This is a genomic window from Cupriavidus sp. GW822-FHT02D05 (genome assembly GCF_058802485.1).
Genome location: NZ_JBXAOE010000026.1, coordinates 58,718 through 79,702 on the forward strand (window position 1 = coordinate 58,718; position 20,985 = coordinate 79,702).

The following is a 20,985-nucleotide window of genomic DNA, read 5'->3' on the forward strand; positions in this document are numbered from 1 at the left end:
CCAATAATGATCTCACTGCCATTGCCGGACGAGGGCGACCATGCTTTATAGTCCCGATGCAATTCGTACCGTCGCCCTGCTGGGGCACGCGGGGTGCGGCAAGACCTCCCTGGTGGAGGCGCTGCTGCACAAGGGAGGTGCGCTGCACATGCCCGGCAGCGTGGAGCGCGGCACCACGGTCTGCGATTTTGATCCGCTGGAGCGCAAGTACCACCACTCGCTCACCACCGCGGTGGCCCACCTCCACTATCGCGACACCCGCATCTACCTGCTGGACACGCCCGGCTACCCGGATTTCTCCGGGCTGTCGATGAGCGCCCTGGCGGCGGTGGAGACGGCCGCCATCGTCATCAACGCGCAGACGGGCATCGAGATGACGACCCGGCGCATGATGGCCTGGGCGCAGGCGCGCAAGTTGTGCCGGATGATCGTGGTCAACGGCATCGACAAGGAGAAGGTGGATCTGCCCAAGCTGCTGGCCGATATCCAGGAGGCGTTTGGCAAGGAGTGCTTGCCGATCAACCTGCCGGCGGGGCGCGGCGGCGAGGTGGTGGATTGTTTCTTTAACCCGGCTGGCGAGGCGGATTTCCTGTCGGTGGCGTCGGCGCACGAGGCGCTGGTGGATCAGGTGGTGGAGATCGATCCGAAGCTGATGGAGTTGTATCTGGAGCAGGGCGAGCAGATTGCGCCTGAGCAGTTGCATGCGCCGTTCGAGCGGGCGCTGCGCGAGGGTCACCTGGTGCCGATCTGCTTTACCTCGGCGGCCAGCGGGGCTGGTGTCACGGAGTTGCTGGATGTGTTTGTGCGGCTGCTGCCGAACCCGGCCGAGGGCAATCCGCCGTTGTTTTACCGTGATGCGGGCGAGCGCCGGGTGGCGATTCGCGCGGAGCCGGTGCCGGACAAGCATGTGCTGGCGCATGTCTTCAAGATCACGATGGACCCGTATCTGGGCAAGATGGCTGTGTTCCGCATCCACCAGGGCACGGTCACGCGCGACAGCCTGCTGTTTATCGGCGATGCGCGCCAGCCGTTCAAGGTGGCGCATCTGCTGATGCTGCAGGGCAAGGAGCGCGTTGAGGTGCCGCAGGCCGGGCCGGGCGATATCTGCGCCGTGGCCAAGATCGACGAGATCGCCTTTGATGCCGTGCTGCATGATGCCAGCGAGGACGGCAACATCCATCTGGCCCCGCTTGACTTCCCCACCCCGATCTATGGCCTGGCGATCGAGCCGGCGCGCCGCGGCAATGAGCAGCGTTTGTCGGAGGTCCTGCAGAAGCTTGGCGCGGAAGACCCCTGCCTGCGCATCGAGCATCCGGCGGGCACCAATGAGACGGTGATGCTTGGCCTGGGCGAGCTGCAACTGCGCTGCGCGCTGGAGCGCCTGACCGGCCAGTACAAGCTGGAGGTGGTGACGCGGCCGCCGAAGATCGCTTATCGCGAAACCATCGGCGGCAAAGCCGAGGGGCATCATCGCCACAAGAAGCAGACGGGCGGTGCCGGCCAGTTTGGCGAGGTGCAGCTGCGCGTGGAGCCGCTGCCACGCGGCGCGGGCTTCGAGTTTGTGGATGCGGTCAAGGGGGGTGCGATTCCGGGCCAGTTCATCCCCGCTGTGGAAAAGGGGATCCGCCAGGTGCTTGAGTGCGGGCCGCTGGCGGGCTTTCCGATGCAGGACGTGCGCGTTACCGTGTTCGATGGCAAGAGCCATTCGGTGGATTCGAAGGAGGTGGCGTTTGCGGCGGCGGGGCGCAAGGCCTTTATCGATGCTGTGCTCAAGGCGCGGCCGAGCGTGCTGGAGCCGATCGTGGATATCGAGGTGACGATGCCCGAGGCGGCAATGGGCGACATCATCAGCGACCTCTCCGCCAAGCGCGGCCAGGTGCGTGGCACGCGCACCGCGGCAGGCAACAGCGTTCTGGTGGCGGGACAGGTGCCATTGTCGGAGTTGAACGACTATCAGTCGCGCCTGAACAGCATCACAGGCGGCCACGGCAACTACACGATCCAGCTTAGTCACTACGAAGCCGTGCCACCCGCCCAGCAGCAGGTGATGGCCTCGCAGCACAAGGCGCATGGCAACGGCGTGGACTGAGGGGCGGCCGCAATGCCGCGATGCCGGGATGGGCATCGCGGTGAAGACTGCCGGGCTTGCGCTATGGCTCGGCTGTCTTCTGCCGTGCCCTGCCCTTGCGGCGCTGCAAGACCAGTTCCTGTATTTTCCGGCCAAGGCGGCGTTGCCGGAGTTGCTTGCTGGCGGGCTGAAGGCGTGGCCGTCTTCGCAAGACTTCAAGGGCTTGGTGGCCGAGCCCACCGGGCCGGTGCGCGCCACCGCGATTGTGTTCCATGGCAATGCCGGACATGCCGGCCACCGTCGAGCCTACGCCGCAGCGCTGGCGCCCCAGGGCGTGCGCGTGATTCTTGCCGAGTACCCGGGCTACGGACCGCGCCCGGGGCCGTTGGGCGAAGCCAGCCTGGTGGCCGATGCCGAGCAGATCATTGCGCAGGCCTATCGCCAATACGGCGCCCCGCTGCTGGTGATCGGCGAATCGCTGGGGGCTGGCGTTGCCGCCGCGGCCGCGGCGCGCCAGCGGGACAAGACAGCAGGCCTGATGCTGATCACGCCGTGGGATACGCTGCAACATGTTGCCGGCTACCACTATCCCTGGCTGCCGGTGTCGTGGCTGCTGCGAGACCGCTATGACAGCGCGGCCAACCTGGCGCGGTTCGACCGGCCGGTTGTGGTGGTGGTTGCGGAGCGCGACAGCATCGTCCCGGCGCGCTTTGGCGTGGCATTGCACAAGGGGCTGATAGCGCCTCGGCTATTGTGCGTACTGCCTGATGCCGAGCACAACGATTGGTTTGGGCGGGTGGACGGTGGCTGGTGGCGCGATGCCGTTCGATTTTTGCTCGGGGGTTCAGATTAAATCGTTTCCTCGACATTCGGCCATACCCGCATCTCAAACCGATCGGGCGGAACCGGCTCCGAATACAAATAGCCTTGGGCAAAATCACAACCCACGGCGACGAGGAAATCGCGCTGCTCTGTCGTCTCCACGCCCTCGGCAATGACCTTCAATCCCAGCTTGTGAGCCAGCATGACCATGGCCTCGCAAAGCGCCTGATTGTCGCCGTCGGAGCCGAGGTTCTGCACGAATGAGCGGTCGATCTTGAGGTAATCGATGTCGAAGCGCTTGAGATAGGCCAGGGACGAGTAACCGGTGCCGAAGTCGTCGATCGAGACGCCGATTCCCGCATCGCGGAAGGTCAGCAGCTTCTTGTTCAGTTCAGCGTCCAGCAGCAGGCCCTCCGTGATTTCAACCACCATGCTCTGCCCCGGCATCCCTTCCCGCATGAGATAGTCGGACCATTGCGCACAAACCTGGCTGTCTTGCCGAATCTGCATCGGCGACATGTTGACGCTGATCTGGAAAGACGGATGGAATCGGTTGCGCCATTGACGGGCCTGATGCACGGCCTGCTTGAACACCCAATCCCCGATCGGCACGATGAGCCCCGTGTCTTCGGCCAGCGCAATGAAATCCAGCGGACTGATCGTGCCGCGCTCAGGGTGCAACCAGCGGATCAGGGCCTCGGCTTTGCGGATTTCCCCTGTCGCCAGGTCAACGATGGGCTGGTAGTAGACCTGGAACTGCCCGCCAGGCAGGGCGGCGCGCAGATCGCTGGTGAGACGCAGGCGCTTTTCTGCCGCTACGCGCAAGTCGGGCGTGAAGTAGTTGAAACGATTGCGCCCGGCGTTCTTGGCCGCGTACATGGCCTGGTCGGCATTCTTGAACAGGACGTCCAGCTCGCTGGTGTCGTCGGGGTAAAGCGTGACGCCGACGCTGGCGGAAATGAAAGCCTCATCCGCGCCGAGCGCGAAGGGCTCGGCCAGCTTGTGGATGATGGCCTTTGCGATGCGTTCAATGCTTTCGGTATCGCCCGTGTTGGGCAGAATGACGGTGAACTCGTCACCGCCAAGGCGAGCGACGATGTCCGATTCGCGCACGCACGAAATGATGCGCCTGGCCGCCTCGATCAGCAGGATGTCTCCTGTGTCGTGTCCCAGGGAGTCATTGACCTCCTTGAAGCGATCCAGGTCAATCAGCATCAGGGCCATGCGCTGCTCGGAGCGATGCGCCAGGCTGGCTTCGTGCTCGAGCCGGCTGTGAAACATCTGGCGATTCGGAAGATGGGTCAGCGCATCGAAATTGGCCTGTTTCCAGATCGTCGCCTCGAATGCCATCCGGTCCGACAGATCACGCCCCACGGCCAGCACAGAGTTCACCTTGCCCGAGCGGTCGATCTCTGGCGTCAGGCGGATATGGGTGCAATGTTCCTGTCCATCCCTGCTGACCCATCTCAGCTCCATTTGCCCACTTTTTCCGCTTGCAATGGTTTCGGCTATCTTCTGCTCGTAGATCAGCGCATTGGCGCCGCCGGGGACTTCCGATGGCCGCTTGCCGAGCGACTCGGCTAGGCTGCACCCTGCCGATTTACAGAAGGCGGGATTGGCGTAAGTGCGGCGGAGATCTCGGTCGTAGCGGGTAATGGTGTCCGGCGAGTTCTCGATCAACGTTCGCGACTCCTGCTCCTTGGTGACGAGCTCCGCGGTTCGCTGGTCGACGGTCTGCTCCAGGGAGGCGTTGATCTCGTTGATCTTCTGGATCTTCTGCTTGATGGCCCCACTCATTCTTTCAAAACGCTGCGCGAGCCGGCCTAGTTCATCCCTGCCGCCAGCATCGGTGCGCGCTGGCGCCGGCGCCTCGGCGCCCGTATCGTTGCCGGTGTCGTGCATCTTTCGCACCAGCTCTCTGAGCGGTGCCGAAATGCTGTGGGAAATAAAGTAGGCCAGGAAGATGGAAAGCAGGAAACCCGAGATGCCAACCAGCACGATCTGATTGCGCACGGACTGTGCCTCCGCCGTCAGTTTCTTTTCCGGGATTGTGCTGACCACGATCCATGTCGTGCCGGGAATGCCTGTGTACGCGGCAAGGTAGCGCCCCTCGCGCTTGTCCTCGAAGTCGACGAAGCCACTGGACTCCCCGTTTAGCCCGTTGCTCGCGATCTTCCTGATCAGGTCGGGCTCGGCCGTCCCGTCGGTGTTCGTGGAGATGCCGTCGGTGCGGACAACCAGCTTGTTGCTGCGGGCATCGAGCACGTAGATCTCCGTTCCGCTCCCCAAGGCGACGTCATTGAAGATGGTCGAGAACTGTTCGGGGCGAATGACCAGGACCAGCGTGCCGATCCGCCGATTGTTGCTCTTGCCGATGATGGCACGCACCATCCCGAGGTTTTGTTGCCCAACACCGTTGTCGTAGCTGCCCCAGTAAGGCCGGCCATTCCGATCGGGCGCCTGCTTGACCAGACGCATCACGCCCCGCGTCAGTTGCGCGAACGCCTGGGTGTCCAGGATCCGGTTGTTCTTGTCGAGCAGGTACTTCTGGTTGATGAAGTCAACCGACCCGTAGTGCTGCAGGAGCAGCCGGGTCATATCCTGGCGTGCCTCGTTCTGCTCCTCTGCGCTGCCATTGACCACGTTTGTCAGCGCATTTTGAACGCGATCGGACAGGACAAGAAGGCTGCTCTCCGTCTCGACCTGCTCCATGCGCAGCGCGATGTTCTTGGAGACCTGCTTGACCATCTCCTTGGAGAATACCTCGGCCTTCTGCTTGATCGCGGCGGTCGACTCTACATACGATATGTAGCCCGAGATCAGTATCGGTATCAGCGACAGCAGGATGAATGCGGTCATCAGCCGGTAGCGAATCTCGACACGGCGCAGCAGGTCCAGCGAGAGATAGGCGAAGGCGCTTCGCAGCGAACCTAGGATTGAGCTCATTTGTAATGCATCTTTGCTTCATTCTTGACGGACGCGTCGAGAAGTTTGGCGGCCTGTCTGGGCGTGATCTTTCTGGTCAGCACTTCCTGCATCAAGTGATGAAGCTGCTCGATCGAGTTGGAGGGTAGAACCGAATAGTATGGGCTGGCGGTCACCGGATAGCGGCTGACCATGTTTGTGTAGTCGACCATCTTCTGATCGCTCACGAGCGTGCCCGCGGCTTGCTTGAATGGGGGGATGTTCTGGCGTTTTCTTTGGAGAATGGAGAAGCCTTTCCCGGCAATGAATTCGAGAAAACGCATGGCTGCGGCCTTGTTGGGCGTGTCACACACCGCAAACCCGGTTTCGCTGCCGATCACAGGCACCACACGCTTGCCGGGCGCGTTCCAGGGTGGAATAAACACGCCAACCTCGAAAGGGTTGCCGTGCAGCAAATGGCCAGCCGCCCAACTGCCGTGAAAAGCCATCGCGACCTTGCCCTCCTTGAACAACCGTATGCCCTCATCGTAATCCGTCGCCATGAAGGCGTCTTGCACGTAGCCGCGTTGCGGCATCAGCGCAATACTGGCAAAGATATCGGCTACCTGAGGCGTGTTCAGGTCCAGCGTGCCATCGCCGATTTTCTGCTTCCAGGCTGGCTCGCGCGCCACCACGTTGTTGGCAAAGCCAAAGCTGAAGGGGCCGTTGCCGAGCATGTTCGGGAAGCCGCCGCTCCACATGATGGGTGTGAAGCCCGCAAGCTTGAGCTGCTCGCAAACCATCAGGAACTCGTGGAAATTGGTTGGCAGTTCCTTGATCCCAGCTTTCGCGAACAGTGCCTTGTTGTAGTAGATCAGCGTTGTCGCCACGCCGCCGGATATGCCAAAGCGCTTGGATTGGCGACTGGTCCAGTCCCCCTTGAGCGGGCTGAGCATGTTGTTCCATGCCGATGTGGTGCTCACATCTGTCAGGATGCCTTGATCGGCCAATTCAGCCGCATAGGCGTTCGGGTTGACACTCACCAGATCCGGCAAGTTGCCAGAGGCGATCCGGGGCTTGATATTCTCCTCGACCGAATTGCCAATCATGAACTGCACATCCACGCGGACGTCTGGATTGAGCTTGCTGAATTCAGCCGCAATCTGGAGCATCTCCTCCGGCCAGTCTGGCGCCCATATCAACGCGGTAATGGCGGTCCTGGCGGGCACGGCCGCGCCTGGCGAAGCGTTGTCTTGCTGTTGGCAACCGGGCAAGAACAATAAAAGAAGGCTGACCAGGCCCGTTAGCAGGGCGGCAAACCCAATGCGTCGCGCTTGGTGATTCACTTTGCGGATTCGGGATGGATTAGCCGTGCTTCAGCAGGCACTTTTGACGCAGTGGAAAGCGAACCGCTGGAACTTGCATCGCGAAGGAACCGATGGCGAGGCATGGTGGCGTCCGGGCTGCGATGGCTTGCAACGACATCGACAAGCGTGAATGCGCAGCCAACCCACATCGGGAAACGCTTACGACGGCTGGGATGCGTATGTTTGACCATGACAGCAGATCGGGCGAATTGAGGGGGGCGGTGCCTACACTGCATATCGACAACGAGCGCGAATACTGTACCGGGACAAACCCGAATTTCCTCGCCATGACGCGTAGTTGCCGGTATCGCCAGAGCCAGCATCATAGCCGAATGAGCGCGCCTGACTGGGGATTCAACCGGCGGATTGCTGATTGCTGATTGCTCAATGCCTTGTCCCACTTGTCGCACCAGGGCCAACGATGCGCAGCGTTTGGACCACCAGCGAAAACGCCGGCGAGGGCTGGCGCCTGCTGGGGTAGTACAGGTGGTAGCCCTCGAATTTCGGGCACCAGTCCTCCAGCACGCGCACTAGCTGGCCTGCCTCGATATGCTGCATCAACTCATCTTCGGGCAGCAGGGTGATACCCAGCCCGGCCAGCGCCGCGTCCACCTGGGGCTGTGCGGTGTTGAAGATCAGCTGACCATCGACGCGTACGTTCACCCGGCGGCCTCGGCGCTCGAAATCCCAAACGTACAACCCGCCGGATGTGGCCATACGCTGATTGATGCAGCGGTGCGCCGTCAGGTCATTTGGCGTCCTGGGGATGGGGTGAGCAGCAAGATATTCCGGCGAAGCCACCACCGCCAGACGCAACGGTGGGCCGATAGGCACGGCAATCATGTCTTTGTCGATGGTGTTACCCAGGCGTACGCCGGCATCGAACCGGTCAGCCACGATGTCACGGAAGCCGTAATTCACGTCGAACTCCAGCTTGATGTCCGGATACTCGCGCAGCAGCGGCGTGAGCTTGGGCAGCAAAATGCTGTGTAGCACGTTGTCACCGCAGGTGATGCGCACGGTGCCGGCGGGCTTCTCGCGCAATTCGGTCAAGGCATCGAGCTCCGCCTCGATCTCGTCGAAGCGATGGCCGATGGCCTGCATCAGCCGTTCGCCCGCTACGGTTGGTGAAACGCTGCGCGTGGTGCGCGTGAGCAGCCGGATCTGCAATCGCTCCTCCAATCCGCGAATGGTCTGGCTCAGGGCCGATTGCGTCACACCCAGCGCAGCAGCGGCACGGGTGAAGCTGCCTTCGCGCGCCACGGTGACGAAGGCCAAGAGATCGTTGAGGTTGCGTCTGGCCACGGCGCAGTCTCCCAAGGCATATTCAGTAGCCTAGCTTATATCCCATTTAAGTATTCATTAGCTAGTCACGGTGGCTTGCGTTCGCGAAGATACAGGGCATGAGAAAGTCAATTTCAATGTCATGACAACGAACGTTTGTACCGCCCCTGCGGGCGAAACCTCCACCCAACGAGAGGCTGGGGAGCAGCCGGCGTTCTGGAGCGGCGTCTTTGCGATGACGCTGTGCGTCTTTGCGCTGATCGCCTCGGAATTCATGCCCGTCAGCCTGCTGACGCCCATGGCTGCGGATCTCCATGTCACCGAGGGGATGATGGGGCAAGGTATCGCGATCTCCGGCGCATTCGCTGTGGTGACGAGCCTGTTCATTTCCACGCTTGCCGGCAGCATGAATCGCAAGACACTGCTGCTGGGGCTGACGGGCGTCATGGCCCTGTCAGGCGCGGTCGTCGCGATGGCTCCGGACTATTTCACCTACATGGCAGGCCGTGCGCTCATTGGCGTGGTCGTGGGCGGGTTCTGGTCCATGTCGGCGGCGACAGCCATGCGGCTCGTTCCAGCCAGTCAAGTGCCGCGCGCCTTGGCCATCTTCAATGGCGGCAACGCACTGGCCACGGTGGTGGCCGCGCCGCTAGGCAGCTACCTGGGTGCGGTCATTGGATGGCGTGGCGCCTTCTTTTGCCTGGTGCCGGTAGCGTTGATCGCGCTGGCGTGGCAATGGATCAGCCTGCCGTCCATGCGCGTGGAGCCGCGTAGCGCCGGCTCCAGCTCCGGCAATGTCTTCGCGCTATTGCGGAATCCGGTGGTGACCTTGGGGATGCTCGGTGCTGGCCTCTTCTTCATGGGGCAGTTCACGTTGTTCACCTACCTGCGGCCGTTCCTGGAAACGGTGACGCAGGTTGGCGTATCCGCGCTCTCGCTCATTCTGCTGCTGATCGGTGTGGCAGGCTTCATCGGCACCACGCTCATCGGCACGGTACTCCAGCGGCGCTTCTACCAGACGCTGATTGCCATACCGATCTTGATGGCCGCCATCGCCGTGGCATTGATCGCTTTTGGAGGCTGGATGACTGCCGTCGTTGCACTCCTGGGTTTTTGGGGGCTGGTTGCCACCGCAGCGCCCGTAGGATGGTGGGGCTGGGTGGCCAGGACATTTCCGCAGAACGCCGAGGTCGGCGGCGGGCTGATGGTGGCCGTTGTCCAGCTTGCCATTGCCATAGGCTCTACCGTGGGGGGCTTGCTGTTCGACAGCAGCGGCTACCAAAGCACCTTCGAAGCGAGCGTAGCCCTGTTGCTGATCGCAGCCTACCTGACTTTTCTGACATCACGCGCGGAAGCGGCGCAGACCGGTTGATCGATGCACGGTATCAGCGTTGTCGCTGTGGCAACCCGTTCCGTAGCCACCAGCTGCGTCGGCGCCGTGCCATTCACCACCCACGAATGCCATGCCGTCAGCCAGTCCGTCTTGCTCTGGAACTGCTGGCTGACCTGGACGATGCCGGCTCGGCCGCTAGCTTTAGTCTGGCTTGGCGGCGGGCGCCGCTGCGTCTGGTTGCTCGGCTGGGCTTTGCCAGGCGTCGCCCAGACCGGCTTTAGCGGATCTGGCGGCTTTGGCAGCTGCCCCGCTCACCGAGTAAAGCGCACCCGGCGCGTTGCGGGTCTTCTGGAAATCCGCCAGCGTTTCGCCACGCATGGCGGCGTAGATATGGAGGTTAGAGACGCCGCTGACGGCGCCTAGCTTCTCCAGCAGGAAGAAGATCACGCCGTAATGGATCATCCCGCGCCAGTCGCGCTGGGTGATCATGTCGCGCTCCTGCGCGGTGAGCCCGGCTTCGTCGTACGTGGCGGCCGGCTCAGCCAGGAAGCGCACGCGGAAGTCCGGCTGCACCAGTTGATGCAGGTAGCGGTTGATGCGATAGGCTCGCACGCTGGTTTCCAGCGTGAAGGGATAGGTGCCTTCCAGCGCTTCGATGCCGCGCAACTGGTGGCCGATATGCTCGCGCTGGCGTTCGGCGCGCGCTGCGAGGCGCTCGGGATCGGTGCAGGCTTCGTTCTCGTAGACGGCTACCGCGATGCCGGTCATGGATGGCAGGTAGTAGTCGCGATGAATGCGGTGCATGCGGTTGGACATGGCGCCGCGCATGACCATCCACATCACCACCTCGGCGCTCTCGAAGCCACCCAGCCTGGCGTAGTCGGCGTGCGTCATCTCCAGCAGCGCCTCGGGGTCGGATTCGAACAGGTCCAGGAAGCGATGATCCCACGGCGTGTTGTTGAATCCGGCGCGCTCGCCGTGCACCTGATGCGAGAGCCCGCCGGTGGCCACGATGGCCACGCGCAGGTCTTCCGGGTAGCTCTCGATGGCACGGCGCAGCCCCTGCCCCAGCTTGTAGCAGCGGCGCGCGGACGGCGCCGGGAACTGCAGCACGCCGACTTGCAGCGGGACGATCTTGACCGGCCAGCCGTCGCCATGCGGCAGCAGGACAGACAGGGGCGAGAAGCAGCCGTGGTCGAGTGCCTTGTCCTGGAAGAAGGACATGTCGAACTCATCGGCCATCAGCGATGCGCCGATGTGCCGGGACAGCCCGGCATGGCCCCCGATGGCGGGCAGCGCGCGCGGGCCACCGCCTTCATCGGCGGCGGCGTAGGACTCGCCGATGCCCAGCGCGAAAGCGGAGTAGTGATCGAAGAAGAAGGATGTCACATGGTCGTTGTAGACCATGACCAGGACATCCGGCTTGGCCGCGGCCAGCCATTCACTGACCGGCGCGTACGCGGCAAAGATCGGAGCCCAGGCGGGATCCTGCTGCTTGCCCGCATCCAGCGCGAAGCCGATGGTGGGCGTGTGGGATGACGCGATGGCGCCGATGATAGTGGCCATGTTAAAGACTCAGGCGAGTGCGGCGCGTTGCTGCACCTTGGTGGAAATGATCGATACTGCGGCCAGGGTGGCCGGGATGGCAAGGATGGCGATGACCGCGCTGAAGCCCCAGCCCAGGCTGAGCAGCACGCCGCCAGCCATGGACCCGGTAATGCTGCCAAAGCGGCCAATGCCCAGCATCCAGCTCACGCCCGTGGCGCGCACCGGGGTGGGATAGCACCCGGGGGCGAAGGCGTTCAGGCCGGTCTGCGCGCCGCTCATGCACAAGCCCGCCATCAGCACGTAGAAGGCAAACAGCGTGGAGCTCACATTGCCCGAGGCCAGCAGCAGAATCCATGCGGCGCCGCAGACGTAGGCCAGCGCGATGACCTTGTTGGCGGCGCGGCGATCCATGTAGAACCCGACCACGAGTGCGCCAACCGTGCCGCCCAGCTGGAAGAGCGCGGTGAGGTTGGCGGCGCGCTCAATTGGCAGCCCGGCGTCCTTGATCAGGGTCGGCAGCCAGCCGCTGAGCAGGTAGATCACCAGCAAGCCCATGAAGTAGGTGAGCCAAAGGGACAGTGTGATGCCGCGATAGCCTGACGACAGGAGCGTGCGCACGGGTTGCGAAGTGGGCACCGGTGGCTCGCTGATGGTGAACTCGGTGTTGTCCGCGAAGCTGCCGCCGCACACGCGGCGCAGCGTGCGGGCGATTTTCTCCGGGGCCGCTTTGCGCACGACCATGAAGCGCACGGATTCCGGAATCAGCAGCATGTAGATCGGCAGGCAGGCCAGCGGCAGCGCGCCGCCCACCATCAGCACCGTGCGCCAGCCGTAATGCGGCAGCAGCGCGGCGGCGCCGAAGCCGACCAGCGCGGAGCCTAGGTTGAAGCCAGTGAACATGGCGGCCAGCAGCGTGCTGCGGGAGCGTTCCGGCACGTATTCGGAGAGCAGCGTGGTGGTGCTGGGCATGGCCGCGCCCAGGCCGAGGCCGGTGAGAAAGCGCAGCAGCGACAGCGTCACGATGCCGTCGGAAAACGCGCTCAGCAGGTTGAATGCGCCGAACAGCGCGATGGAGCCGATCAGCAGCTTCTTGCGGCCGAAGCGGTCGGACAGCGGGCCCACCAGCAGCGCGCCGATGGCCAGGCCGAGCGGCGCGGCACTCATCACGATGCCGAAGCTGGCCCGGGAGATGCCCCACTCGCGCGTGATGTCCGGGGCGAGGAAGCCCATGATGGCGACATCCATGCCGTCTGTGGCGACGATCAGGAAGCATAGGCCGAGCAACAGCCACTGGTAGCTCGACATTGTTCGATCATTGATGTGGGCTCGGATATCGAGCCGGGGCCGTGCAGTCATGCCGTCTCCTGGTGAACCCGAACGCGGGCTCTTATCGTTCATCTGACTAATGGCCAGAATCGCCATGCTGGGCATGCACGCCAGCGCAACGTTCATGGCAAGGCTAGTCTACGATCCGGGCGGTCTGTCTGTATTGCTTTCGGCTGGCGGGGCGTTGCCTTCTGCTTATCGACACCCGGATGGATGAGGGCTCGGCATGGGCTGCGGCGTGGACGCTAGCGCCAGGCCGCGCTGCAGGCGCGCAGCTCGGCAAGCAGCGCAGCCGCGCCGGGCGAGAGCCGGGCGCCCGCACGGGTCGTGATGCCGATAGGGCGGCTCACGCCGGGGATGGGGAGATCGAGCACGCACAGCGATCCTTGCTCAATCTCATTGTGAAGCTGGTGGGCGGACAAGGCGGTGATCATCTCGCCACGCAACAGCAGGCCGCGCAGCAGGGCCAGGTCGCCGGTTTCCACGAAGGGTTGCGGCAAGGGCCGTCCCTGCTGCACAAAGTAGCCGTCCAGCGCTTCACGCAGCGGTGAGCGGGCACGGGAGAGCACCCACGGATAGGCCTCGACATCGCGCAGGGTGAGCCGCCGTTTAGAGGCCAGCGGATGGGCGGCGCTGGCAATCAGCGCCATGCGGTCCTCGAACAGCGGCTCAATGGTCAAGCCCTGGGCGGAACCCGGCCGCAAGGCGCCAAGGATCAGGTCGATGCGCCCGCTGAGCAGCCCTGCGGTCAGCTCCTCATAAGGGCTTTCCAGCGAGCGAAAGCGCAGGCGCGGGTGGCGCGCGTGGAGTCCGGCGATGGCGGCTGGCAGCAGTTGCGTGCGCCCGAGTGGCAACGCGCCTACCGTCACCACGCCCTCCAGCACCCCGCTCAGCGCGGCAACGTCAGCCTTGATATGGCGCAGCTCCGCCAGCACGCGCTCGAACCGCACCATCCAGCGATCGCCCACGTCCGTGGGAATCATGCCGCGCGCGGTGCGCAGGAACAGCGGCTGCCCGAGTATCTCCTCCAGCCGCGCCACCGCCTGGCTGACCGCGGATTGCGAAATGCCAAGCACCGCGCCCACGCTGGGCATGTGGTGCGCCTCGGCCAGCATGGTGGCCACCTCCAGCCGGCGCTCGTTGTACAGGGATTCGAGGCTGGCGACGGCGCCGCCATGCCGGCTGCGCAGCCGCATGGCTTCGTCGCGGACCTCTCTGAGGATGGTGTCGATCTGCTGCACGCGCAGCAGCACTTCTTCTCCGGCGCGCGTGAGCAGCATGCCGCGCCCCTTGCGCTCGAACAGCGCCACCTCCAGGCTGGTCTCCAGCGCGGCAACCGAGCGCGCGATGGCCGAGGAAGCGCGGTGCAGCGTCTCGGTTGCGCGCCGCACGCCGCCTGCGGCGGCCACGCCGGCAAACACATAGAGGTGATGCAAGCTGATCGGGGAGAGATCCATCGGGTGCCTGAGTGTCGCTGGCGTTGTGGGTTCGTTGTGCCGTCGTTGGTGCCTTCGTGGTGCCTTCGTTTCGCCAAGCCGATAAGAAGATTGGAACACTGGCCGGGTCAGAAGGCAACCCACCGCAAGGCCTAAGCGCCAATACTCGCCCATCATCGACGTACGCGGATCGTGTTCCATGAATGACCTCATCGCTTCGGATCTCGTGCCGGTACCGTGCATCCTGATGCGCGGCGGCACGTCTCGCGGCCCCTTCTTTCTGGCCAGGGACCTGCCGGTGCAGAGCGCTGCGCGGGACCGCGTGCTGCTTGCGGCCATGGGCTCCCCGGACCCGCGGCAGATCGACGGCCTCGGCGGCGCGCATCCGCTGACCAGCAAGGTGGGCATCGTAGGGCGCGGCCTGCCGGGCGAGTCGGACCTGGAGTTCCTGTTTGCGCAGCTGCAGCCCAGGACGGATACGGTGGACACCACGCCTAACTGCGGCAACATGCTGGCTGCCGTGCTGCCGTTCGCGGTGGAGTGCGGCTTGCTCAAGCCATCCGGCGATGTCACCCGCGCCAGGGTGCTCACCCGCAATACCGGGATGGTGTGCGACATCACCATGCGCACGCCCGGCGGCAAGCCACACTACGCAGGCGATGCACGCATCGATGGCGTACCCGGTACGGCCGCGCCCATCGTGATCGATTTCCTGGATACAGCGGGGTCCGTCTGCCCTGCCCTGCTTCCCAGCGGCAACGCGCTGGACCGGTTGACGGTGGGCGTCGATGCCACCGGCCAGGCGATTGCGGTGGATGCCACGCTGATCGACAACGGCATGCCGATGGTGCTGCTGCGCGCCTGCGATCTCGGGCGCACCGGTTATGAAAGCGTGCAAGCCCTGAATGAAGACGAGCCTCTCAAGGCCGCGCTGGAAGCCTTGCGCCTTGAAGCAGGACATCGCATGGGCCTGGGCGACGTCACCGCAAAGAGCTATCCCAAGATGTGCTTGATCGCCCCGCCGCGTGCCGGCGGCAGCCTCACCACGCGCTGCTTTATTCCCCACGTGTGCCATGAGGCCATCGGCGTGCTGGCGGCCGTGACGGTGGGCGCCGCTTGCGTCCTGCCCCATACGGTGGCGCAAGGCATGGCCGAGATCCCCGGCAGTGGCCCGGTCCATGCCATCAGCGTCGAACACCCCACCGGCGAGTTCACCGTCGAGCTGGAGACCGATCCCACGCGGCCAAACACCATCGCGCGCAGCGCGCTGGTGCGTACCGCCCGACCCATCATGCGTGGCGAGGTCATGATCCCCGCCGCCGCATGGCCTGCCAACTGAACGTGCACGCCTGGCACACACCTCGCAAGCACCTAGCACACGCATCCATGATCATCGATTGCCACGGACATTTCACCACCGCGCCGAAGGCGCTGGAAGACTGGCGCAAGCAGCAGATCGCCAACCTCGGCTCGCCCAGCCTTGGCCCCTGCGCGTCGGACCTGCATATCAGCGACGCTGAACTGGTCGACGCCATCGCCTCCAATCAGCTGCGGCTGATGCAGGAGCGCGGCTCCGACCTGACCATCTTCTCGCCGCGCGCTTCGTTCATGGCGCACCACGTTGGCAACTTCGAAACCAGCGCCATATGGTCGTGCCTGTGCAACGAACTCTGCTACCGGGTCGCGGAACTGTTCCCGGATCACTTCGTGGGTGCGGCCATGCTGCCGCAGTCACCGGGCGTGGATACGCGAACGTGCCTGGCCGAGCTTGAGCGTTGCATTGTCGAATATGGGTTCGTAGGCGTGAACCTGAACCCCGATCCCTCGGGCGGCCACTGGACCTCGCCGCCGCTGTCTGACCCGTACTGGTATCCCATCTACGAGATGCTGGCCGCGTATGACGTGCCGGCGATGATCCACGTCAGCACCAGTTGCAATGCCTGCTTTCACACCACCGGCGCGCACTACCTGAATGCCGACACCACCGCGTTCATGCAATGCCTGACCAGCGATCTGTTCAAGCGGTTTCCCACGCTGAAGTTCGTGATTCCGCACGGGGGCGGCGCGGTGCCTTATCACTGGGGGCGCTTCCGTGGCCTTGCGCAGGAGCTGAAACTCCCGGAGCTTGAGACGCATCTGCTCGGCAACATTTTCTTCGACACATGCGTGTATCACCAGCCGGGCATCGACCTGCTCACGCGCGTGATTCCCGTCGACAACATCCTGTTTGCCTCCGAGATGATCGGCGCGGTACGCGGCATCGATCCGCGCACCGGCCACCACTATGACGATACGCGCCGCTATGTCGACCAGGCGAGTCAGCTCACGCCCGAGGAACGGCACAAGATCTTCGAGGGGAATGCCCGCCGGGTGTACCCCCGCCTGGACGCCCGGCTCAAGGCCCGCGGACTTTGACATTGAGAACATAAGGAGACTGTATGCATCCCGCTCAAACCCAGCTTGGCGTGGTCCGGCGCCAGATCGAACGGGCGCATCCCGATGCGGTGGCCCGCCTGTCCCGCTTCGGCGTGGCGACCGTGCACGAAGCCATGGGCCGTCTTGGCCTGATGAAGCCGACCATGCGCCCGGTGTACGCAGGCGCAGCCACTTGCGGCCCGGCCGTCACGGTGCTGCTGCAGCCCGGTGACAACTGGATGCTGCACGTGGCGGTGGAGTGGATCCAGCCCGGCGACGTGGTGGTCGCGGCCTGCACGGCAGACAGCACGGATGGCTTCTTCGGCGATCTGCTGGCCACGTCCTACCGGGCACGTGGCGCCAAGGGCCTGGTGATCGATGGCGGCGTGCGCGACGTCAAGGACCTGACCGCGATGGGCTTCCCCGTGTTCAGCCGCGCGGTGCACGCCAAAGGCTGCGCGCGCGCCACGCTCGGCTCAGTCAACGTGCCGGTGGTGTGCGCGGGCGCCTTCGTCAATCCCGGCGACGTGGTGATCGCGGACGACGACGGCGTGGTGGTAGTGCCCGCGGCCTTGGCCACGACAGTGGCAGAGGCTGCCGAAGCGCGCACGGCCAACGAAGCCGCAAAACGGGAGCGCTTCGCCGCCGGCGAGCTGGGCCTCGATATGTACAACCTGCGCGACGCCCTGGCCCGCGCCGGACTGCAGTACCTGGATTGAGCCAACCGCCCGCAACCCGCGGGCTCTGATAAGAAGAAAGGAGGAGTCAACATGAGAAAGCTGCGCCCCTTAGCGCTTGCCTTGTTTTGCGCGCTGCCGGCTTTGGCCTCGGCCCAGTCCGTCACGCTGTACGGCGTGGTCGATACCGGTGTCGAGTACGTGAACCACATCGGCGCCGCCAGCAACAGCGTCACGCGCATGCCGAACCTGAGCGGCACGGTGCCGTCGCGCTGGGGCCTGCGTGGCACCGAAGACCTTGGCGGCGGCTTGAAAGCGAACTTTGCACTGGAGTCCGGCTTCGGGGTGGACAGCGGCGCGACCAACCAGGGAGGGCGGTTGTTCGGGCGCCAGGCATGGGTGGGGCTGAGCAACAACTGGGGCCAGATCAGCTTTGGCCGGCAGTACACCATGCTGTTCTGGGCGATGCTGGACTCCGACATCCTGGGGCCGAACGCCTATGGCTCCAGTTCGCTGGACAACTATTTCCCCAACGCGCGCGCCGACAACGCCGTGGCCTACAAGGGCAAGTTTGGCGGGCTGACGGTGGGCGCCACGTATAGCTTTGGCCGCGACACGGTCAATGCCGGGCCGAGCCCGTCGGGCACCAACTGCGCCGGCGAGAATGCCGCGGACAGCAAGGCTTGCCGTGAGTGGTCTGCCCTGCTGCAGTACGAGACCAACTGGTGGTCCGTCTCCGCCGCGTACGACTCGCTGCGCGGCGGCCCCGGCGCGTTCGCCGGGCTGACCAACAGCAACCTGAAGGATGATCGCCTGGCCCTGGGTGGCTATGTGCTGGCCGGCAACGCCAAGGCGGGCCTGGGCTGGGTCGCCCGCCGCAACGAGGCGCTGACGGCGTCGCGCAGCAATTTGTTCTACGGCGGCGTGTCCTATGACGTCACGCCCACCGTGAATGTCGCGGGCGAGCTGTATTACCTGAAGTACCGCAACAGCGCGGACAAGGCGTGGCTGGGTGCCCTGCGCGCCAGCTATGCGTTCTCCAAGCGGACCTCGGTGTATGCCACGGCTGGCTATATCGCCAACGGCGGGCAATCGGCGCTGTCGGTAAGCAGTGCGGGCACGGGCACGGCGCCCGCGCCGGGCGGCAAGCAGTTGGGCTCGATGGTTGGCATCAAGCACATCTTCTGATGCGGCGAATGCCCCCGCGCCATGCGGGGGCAACCCCGATCACCGGCGTCAGCCCGGATGACCGCCCTCAACTGGGTAAGCAGTCTCATCGCGCATCCGCCGGCAAAGTCCTATCCTTTGTCAATGACGTGCCGGACGCATCGCGCGGCCAGGCTGGCATCATGGCCATCAGCACGTTCTGTTCTCAGTCACGGCCCAACAGTACGGCGGCGTCGGCATGAAGCGTGTGTATGCACTGATTGCGACTTGCATCATGTTGGTTGCCTGTGTATCGACGGGCGTCGACGTGAAGCCGGAGCAATTGTCGAACTTCATTCCCGATTTCTCTACCGTTGACGACGTTACCGCGCAGCTTGGGACGCCCACCTCCATGACGACGCTGCGAGACGGATCCACGATACTGATCTATTCCTTTGCGACCTCCAAGCCTCACCCGGAGAGCTTTATTCCATTCATTGGCCCGCTGTTTTCCGGCGGGGAGATCCGATCGTCGACGGTCCTGTTCGAGTTCGACGAGAACGGTGTCCTCAGGAGTCAACGCAGGACGACATCGAGTGGTGCTTCGGGGTGGAGCGTATTGCCTGCCGGTGCGCTGCCTTGAAGCACTTCGACAACCCGGTGGGCTGCGCATCCGCCTGCTGTTGCAATGTCTCCACCACCGATCACAGGCGGACAGGAGACAACGACATGTGAGCCGTGTGAGCCGTATGCGCCGTATGCGCCGTCTCATCGCGCATCCATTGGCTGAACGCAAGGATGCGAGGATCCTGGCTGCTGCGCGCCGGATAGACGAGATGATAGGCATACGCCGGCGCGATGCTCACGCTAATCTCGAATAGGCGCACCAGGCGGCCTTGGGCCAGGTCATTGGCGACCATGGGCAGTTCCACGAGGCCAATGGCAGCGCCGTCGATCACGGCCTGCACGACATGGCTCGAATCGGAAAAGGCAACGCAGCGGCTGTCGTCGAAATCGTCGACGCCGGCCGCGGCCATCCACATGCGCCAGTCGGGCCAGGCCATGCCGTCGACCGGACAGTCGACATGGCACAGCGTGTGGCCAAGCAAGTCCCGCGGTGTTTGCAGCCGGGCACCGGCTTCGCGCAGTTTCGGGCTGCAGATCGGGACGACAACCGTGTCGAACAGCCGGTCTGAGCACGTGTCTTCGTAATGCCCGGCGCCAAAGCGGATCGCGATATCCACGTCGTCCGCGTCGAAGTCCCGTACCTGATCGGAAATATCGAATGTGAGTTCAAGCGCCGGGTTGGCGGCCCTGAACCGCGCAAGCCGGGGCAGCAGCCAGTTGGTGGCGAACATCGCGCCTAGCGAGATGCGCAGATGCGCCGGTCCCCGCGCCATTCTCCGGGCCCGGCTGGTGGCCCGCTGCAAGGTGTCGAGCGCGTCGGCGGCCGCCTCGAACAGGACGGCGCCGGCGGGCGTCAGCTGGATGCTGCGGCTGGTGCGCGCGAACAGCGTGATGCCTAGCTGGTCCTCGATCTCCTTGATCTGGTAGCTGACGGCCGCCGGCGTCAACCCCACCTCCTGCGCCGCGCGCGTGAAGTTCAAGTGCCGCCCGGCTGCCTCGAAGGTCCTCAGTGCTCGTGTGCCCGGCAGCATTCGCTTCATCGATCTTCAAGCCATTTTTAATGATCCGGCAAGAAATACTCGTTTCTCAAAGCGCGGTCAATAGCAGATAGTTGCGGCCAACCCTGCGCATGCAGGCGGCGCGCGACGTTCGCCAAGCCCATTGCACGCCACTACCGGAGTCACAGCAACCCATGCCAGCTAGTCAGTCTTCCTTTATCGTTCAACGCAACGGCCTGCCGGCAACGCTCGCCGAGTTGGCACCCCTCGCCTTTGCGGGCTACGCGCATTTCACCGCGATGCAGGTGCGCGGCGGCCGGGTCCGTGGGCTGGATCTCCATCTCGAGCGGCTCAGGGTTGCCTCGATGGCGTTGTTCGGCCGCGCCTTGCCCGACGATCAGGTGCGTGCCTATCTGCGCGCGGCGCTGGCATGCGCGCCGGCGGACGTCTCGCTGGTGGCCACCGTGTACCTACCGGCGGGTGAGTTCACCGTGGCCGGCGCGGATGTCGAGCCTGAAGTGCTGGTGCGTACCGGGCCGCCCGCGTCCGGCCCACAGGGCCCGTTGGGGTTGGCCGCTGTCCCTCACGAGCGGGTGCTCCCCGCCCTGAAGCACGTTGGCGAAGTGGCCAAGACGTATTTCCTGCGCCAGTCCGTGGGCAAAGGCTTCGACGATGCCGCTTTCGTTGACGCTCAGGGGCGGCTCAGCGAGGGGACCATCTGGAACCTGGTCTTTTGGGACAGAGAAGCTGAAACGGTGGTGTGGCCCGAGGCCGAGATGCTGGCAGGCACGACCATGGGTATTGTCCGCCGGCAACTGGATCGCCTCGGTGTGCGTCAGCGCGTCCAGCCCGTGACGCTTGCCGATCTGCCTGGCCTGGCTGGCGCGGCGGTGATGAACTCCTGGACACCGGGGGTGGCGGTGAGCCGGATCGGTTCCGCGCCCATGCCTGAGGCGCCGAGCTTCCTTGCGCTGCTTCACCGGGCTTATCAGATGGAGGAACCTGTCTTGCCGTGAGCCCGTGCCAACGATTGC

16 protein-coding genes are annotated in these 20,985 nt (G+C 64.2%); 9 read left to right on the plus strand and 7 right to left on the minus strand.

The genetic code is table 11. The annotated features are described in order from the left end of the window. Nucleotides 1-40: 40 nt before the first annotated feature. Nucleotides 41-2,089 (plus strand): elongation factor G, encoded by a 2,049-nt coding sequence (gene fusA / locus AC1RQK_RS29275; RefSeq protein WP_492812740.1) that lies wholly within the window; start codon nt 41-43, stop codon nt 2,087-2,089. A gap of 28 nt (nt 2,090-2,117) precedes the next feature. Further along, nucleotides 2,118-2,921 carry an alpha/beta hydrolase gene (locus AC1RQK_RS29280; protein ID WP_492812810.1) on the plus strand — a complete coding sequence of 268 codons (804 nt, stop codon included), beginning with the start codon at nt 2,118-2,120 and terminating at the stop codon, nt 2,919-2,921. Here the strand turns inward: AC1RQK_RS29280 and AC1RQK_RS29285 are convergent. From AC1RQK_RS29285 to AC1RQK_RS29295, 3 genes are all read right to left on the minus strand, one after another. Then, nucleotides 2,918-5,836, minus strand: coding sequence for a bifunctional diguanylate cyclase/phosphodiesterase (locus AC1RQK_RS29285; RefSeq protein WP_492373809.1), 2,919 nt, complete (start codon nt 5,834-5,836; stop codon nt 2,918-2,920). The two genes, AC1RQK_RS29280 and AC1RQK_RS29285, sit on opposite strands and share 4 nt — an antisense overlap. Next, complete coding sequence (locus AC1RQK_RS29290; RefSeq protein WP_492373868.1) at nt 5,833-7,068, minus strand: ABC transporter substrate-binding protein; 1,236 nt, start codon at nt 7,066-7,068, stop codon at nt 5,833-5,835. The genes AC1RQK_RS29285 and AC1RQK_RS29290 overlap by 4 nt, the downstream gene beginning before the upstream one ends. 477 nt (nt 7,069-7,545) lie before the next feature. Beyond that, nucleotides 7,546-8,466, minus strand: coding sequence for a LysR family transcriptional regulator (locus AC1RQK_RS29295; protein WP_492373810.1), 921 nt, complete (start codon nt 8,464-8,466; stop codon nt 7,546-7,548). Between the two features lie 214 nt (nt 8,467-8,680). Between AC1RQK_RS29295 and AC1RQK_RS29300 the strand changes: the two genes are divergently transcribed. Continuing rightward, nucleotides 8,681-9,817 (plus strand): MFS transporter, encoded by a 1,137-nt coding sequence (locus AC1RQK_RS29300; protein WP_492812813.1) that lies wholly within the window; start codon nt 8,681-8,683, stop codon nt 9,815-9,817. A 162-nt stretch (nt 9,818-9,979) separates the two neighbouring features. On the opposite strand, the gene AC1RQK_RS29305 is transcribed toward AC1RQK_RS29300, so the two are convergent. The 3 genes from AC1RQK_RS29305 to AC1RQK_RS29315 all read right to left on the minus strand — a co-directional run bounded on the left by AC1RQK_RS29305 (nt 9,980) and on the right by AC1RQK_RS29315 (nt 14,109). Next, the gene (locus AC1RQK_RS29305) at nt 9,980-11,344 is read right to left on the minus strand and encodes a gallate dioxygenase (protein WP_492812743.1); all 1,365 of its coding nucleotides are present in this window, start codon (nt 11,342-11,344) and stop codon (nt 9,980-9,982) included. 9 nt (nt 11,345-11,353) lie between these two features. Next, nucleotides 11,354-12,682, minus strand: a complete 1,329-nt coding sequence (locus AC1RQK_RS29310) for an MFS transporter (protein ID WP_492812745.1) — start codon at nt 12,680-12,682, stop codon at nt 11,354-11,356. A gap of 215 nt (nt 12,683-12,897) precedes the next feature. Next, entirely contained in the window at nt 12,898-14,109 is a 1,212-nt protein-coding gene (locus tag AC1RQK_RS29315; RefSeq protein WP_492812747.1) for a LysR family transcriptional regulator, read from the minus strand. Nucleotides 14,110-14,287: 178 nt separating this feature from the next. On the opposite strand from AC1RQK_RS29315, the gene AC1RQK_RS29320 reads away from it, so the two are divergent. The 5 genes from AC1RQK_RS29320 to AC1RQK_RS29340 all read left to right on the plus strand — a co-directional run bounded on the left by AC1RQK_RS29320 (nt 14,288) and on the right by AC1RQK_RS29340 (nt 18,969). Continuing rightward, nucleotides 14,288-15,427, plus strand: a complete 1,140-nt coding sequence (locus tag AC1RQK_RS29320) for a 4-oxalomesaconate tautomerase (RefSeq protein WP_492812749.1) — start codon at nt 14,288-14,290, stop codon at nt 15,425-15,427. A 47-nt stretch (nt 15,428-15,474) separates the two neighbouring features. Then, the gene (locus tag AC1RQK_RS29325; protein ID WP_492812751.1) at nt 15,475-16,503 is read left to right on the plus strand and encodes an amidohydrolase family protein; all 1,029 of its coding nucleotides are present in this window, start codon (nt 15,475-15,477) and stop codon (nt 16,501-16,503) included. Nucleotides 16,504-16,526: 23 nt separating this feature from the next. Then, complete coding sequence (gene ligK / locus AC1RQK_RS29330; protein ID WP_492812753.1) at nt 16,527-17,222, plus strand: 4-carboxy-4-hydroxy-2-oxoadipate aldolase/oxaloacetate decarboxylase; 696 nt, start codon at nt 16,527-16,529, stop codon at nt 17,220-17,222. 51 nt (nt 17,223-17,273) lie between these two features. Beyond that, nucleotides 17,274-18,368 (plus strand): porin, encoded by a 1,095-nt coding sequence (locus AC1RQK_RS29335; RefSeq protein WP_492812755.1) that lies wholly within the window; start codon nt 17,274-17,276, stop codon nt 18,366-18,368. 217 nt (nt 18,369-18,585) lie between these two features. Further along, on the plus strand, nt 18,586-18,969 hold the full coding sequence (locus AC1RQK_RS29340; RefSeq protein ID WP_492812757.1) for a hypothetical protein: 384 nt from the start codon (nt 18,586-18,588) through the stop codon (nt 18,967-18,969). Between the two features lie 61 nt (nt 18,970-19,030). Here AC1RQK_RS29340 and gcvA read toward each other — a convergent pair whose 3' ends face one another. After that, complete coding sequence (gene gcvA, locus AC1RQK_RS29345) at nt 19,031-19,993, minus strand: transcriptional regulator GcvA (protein ID WP_492812759.1); 963 nt, start codon at nt 19,991-19,993, stop codon at nt 19,031-19,033. A gap of 152 nt (nt 19,994-20,145) precedes the next feature. On the opposite strand from gcvA, the gene AC1RQK_RS29350 reads away from it, so the two are divergent. Beyond that, nucleotides 20,146-20,967: an aminotransferase class IV family protein gene (locus AC1RQK_RS29350; RefSeq protein WP_492812761.1), complete on the plus strand. Its 822-nt coding sequence runs from the start codon at nt 20,146-20,148 to the stop codon at nt 20,965-20,967. The last annotated feature ends 18 nt before the right edge of the window (nt 20,968-20,985 follow it).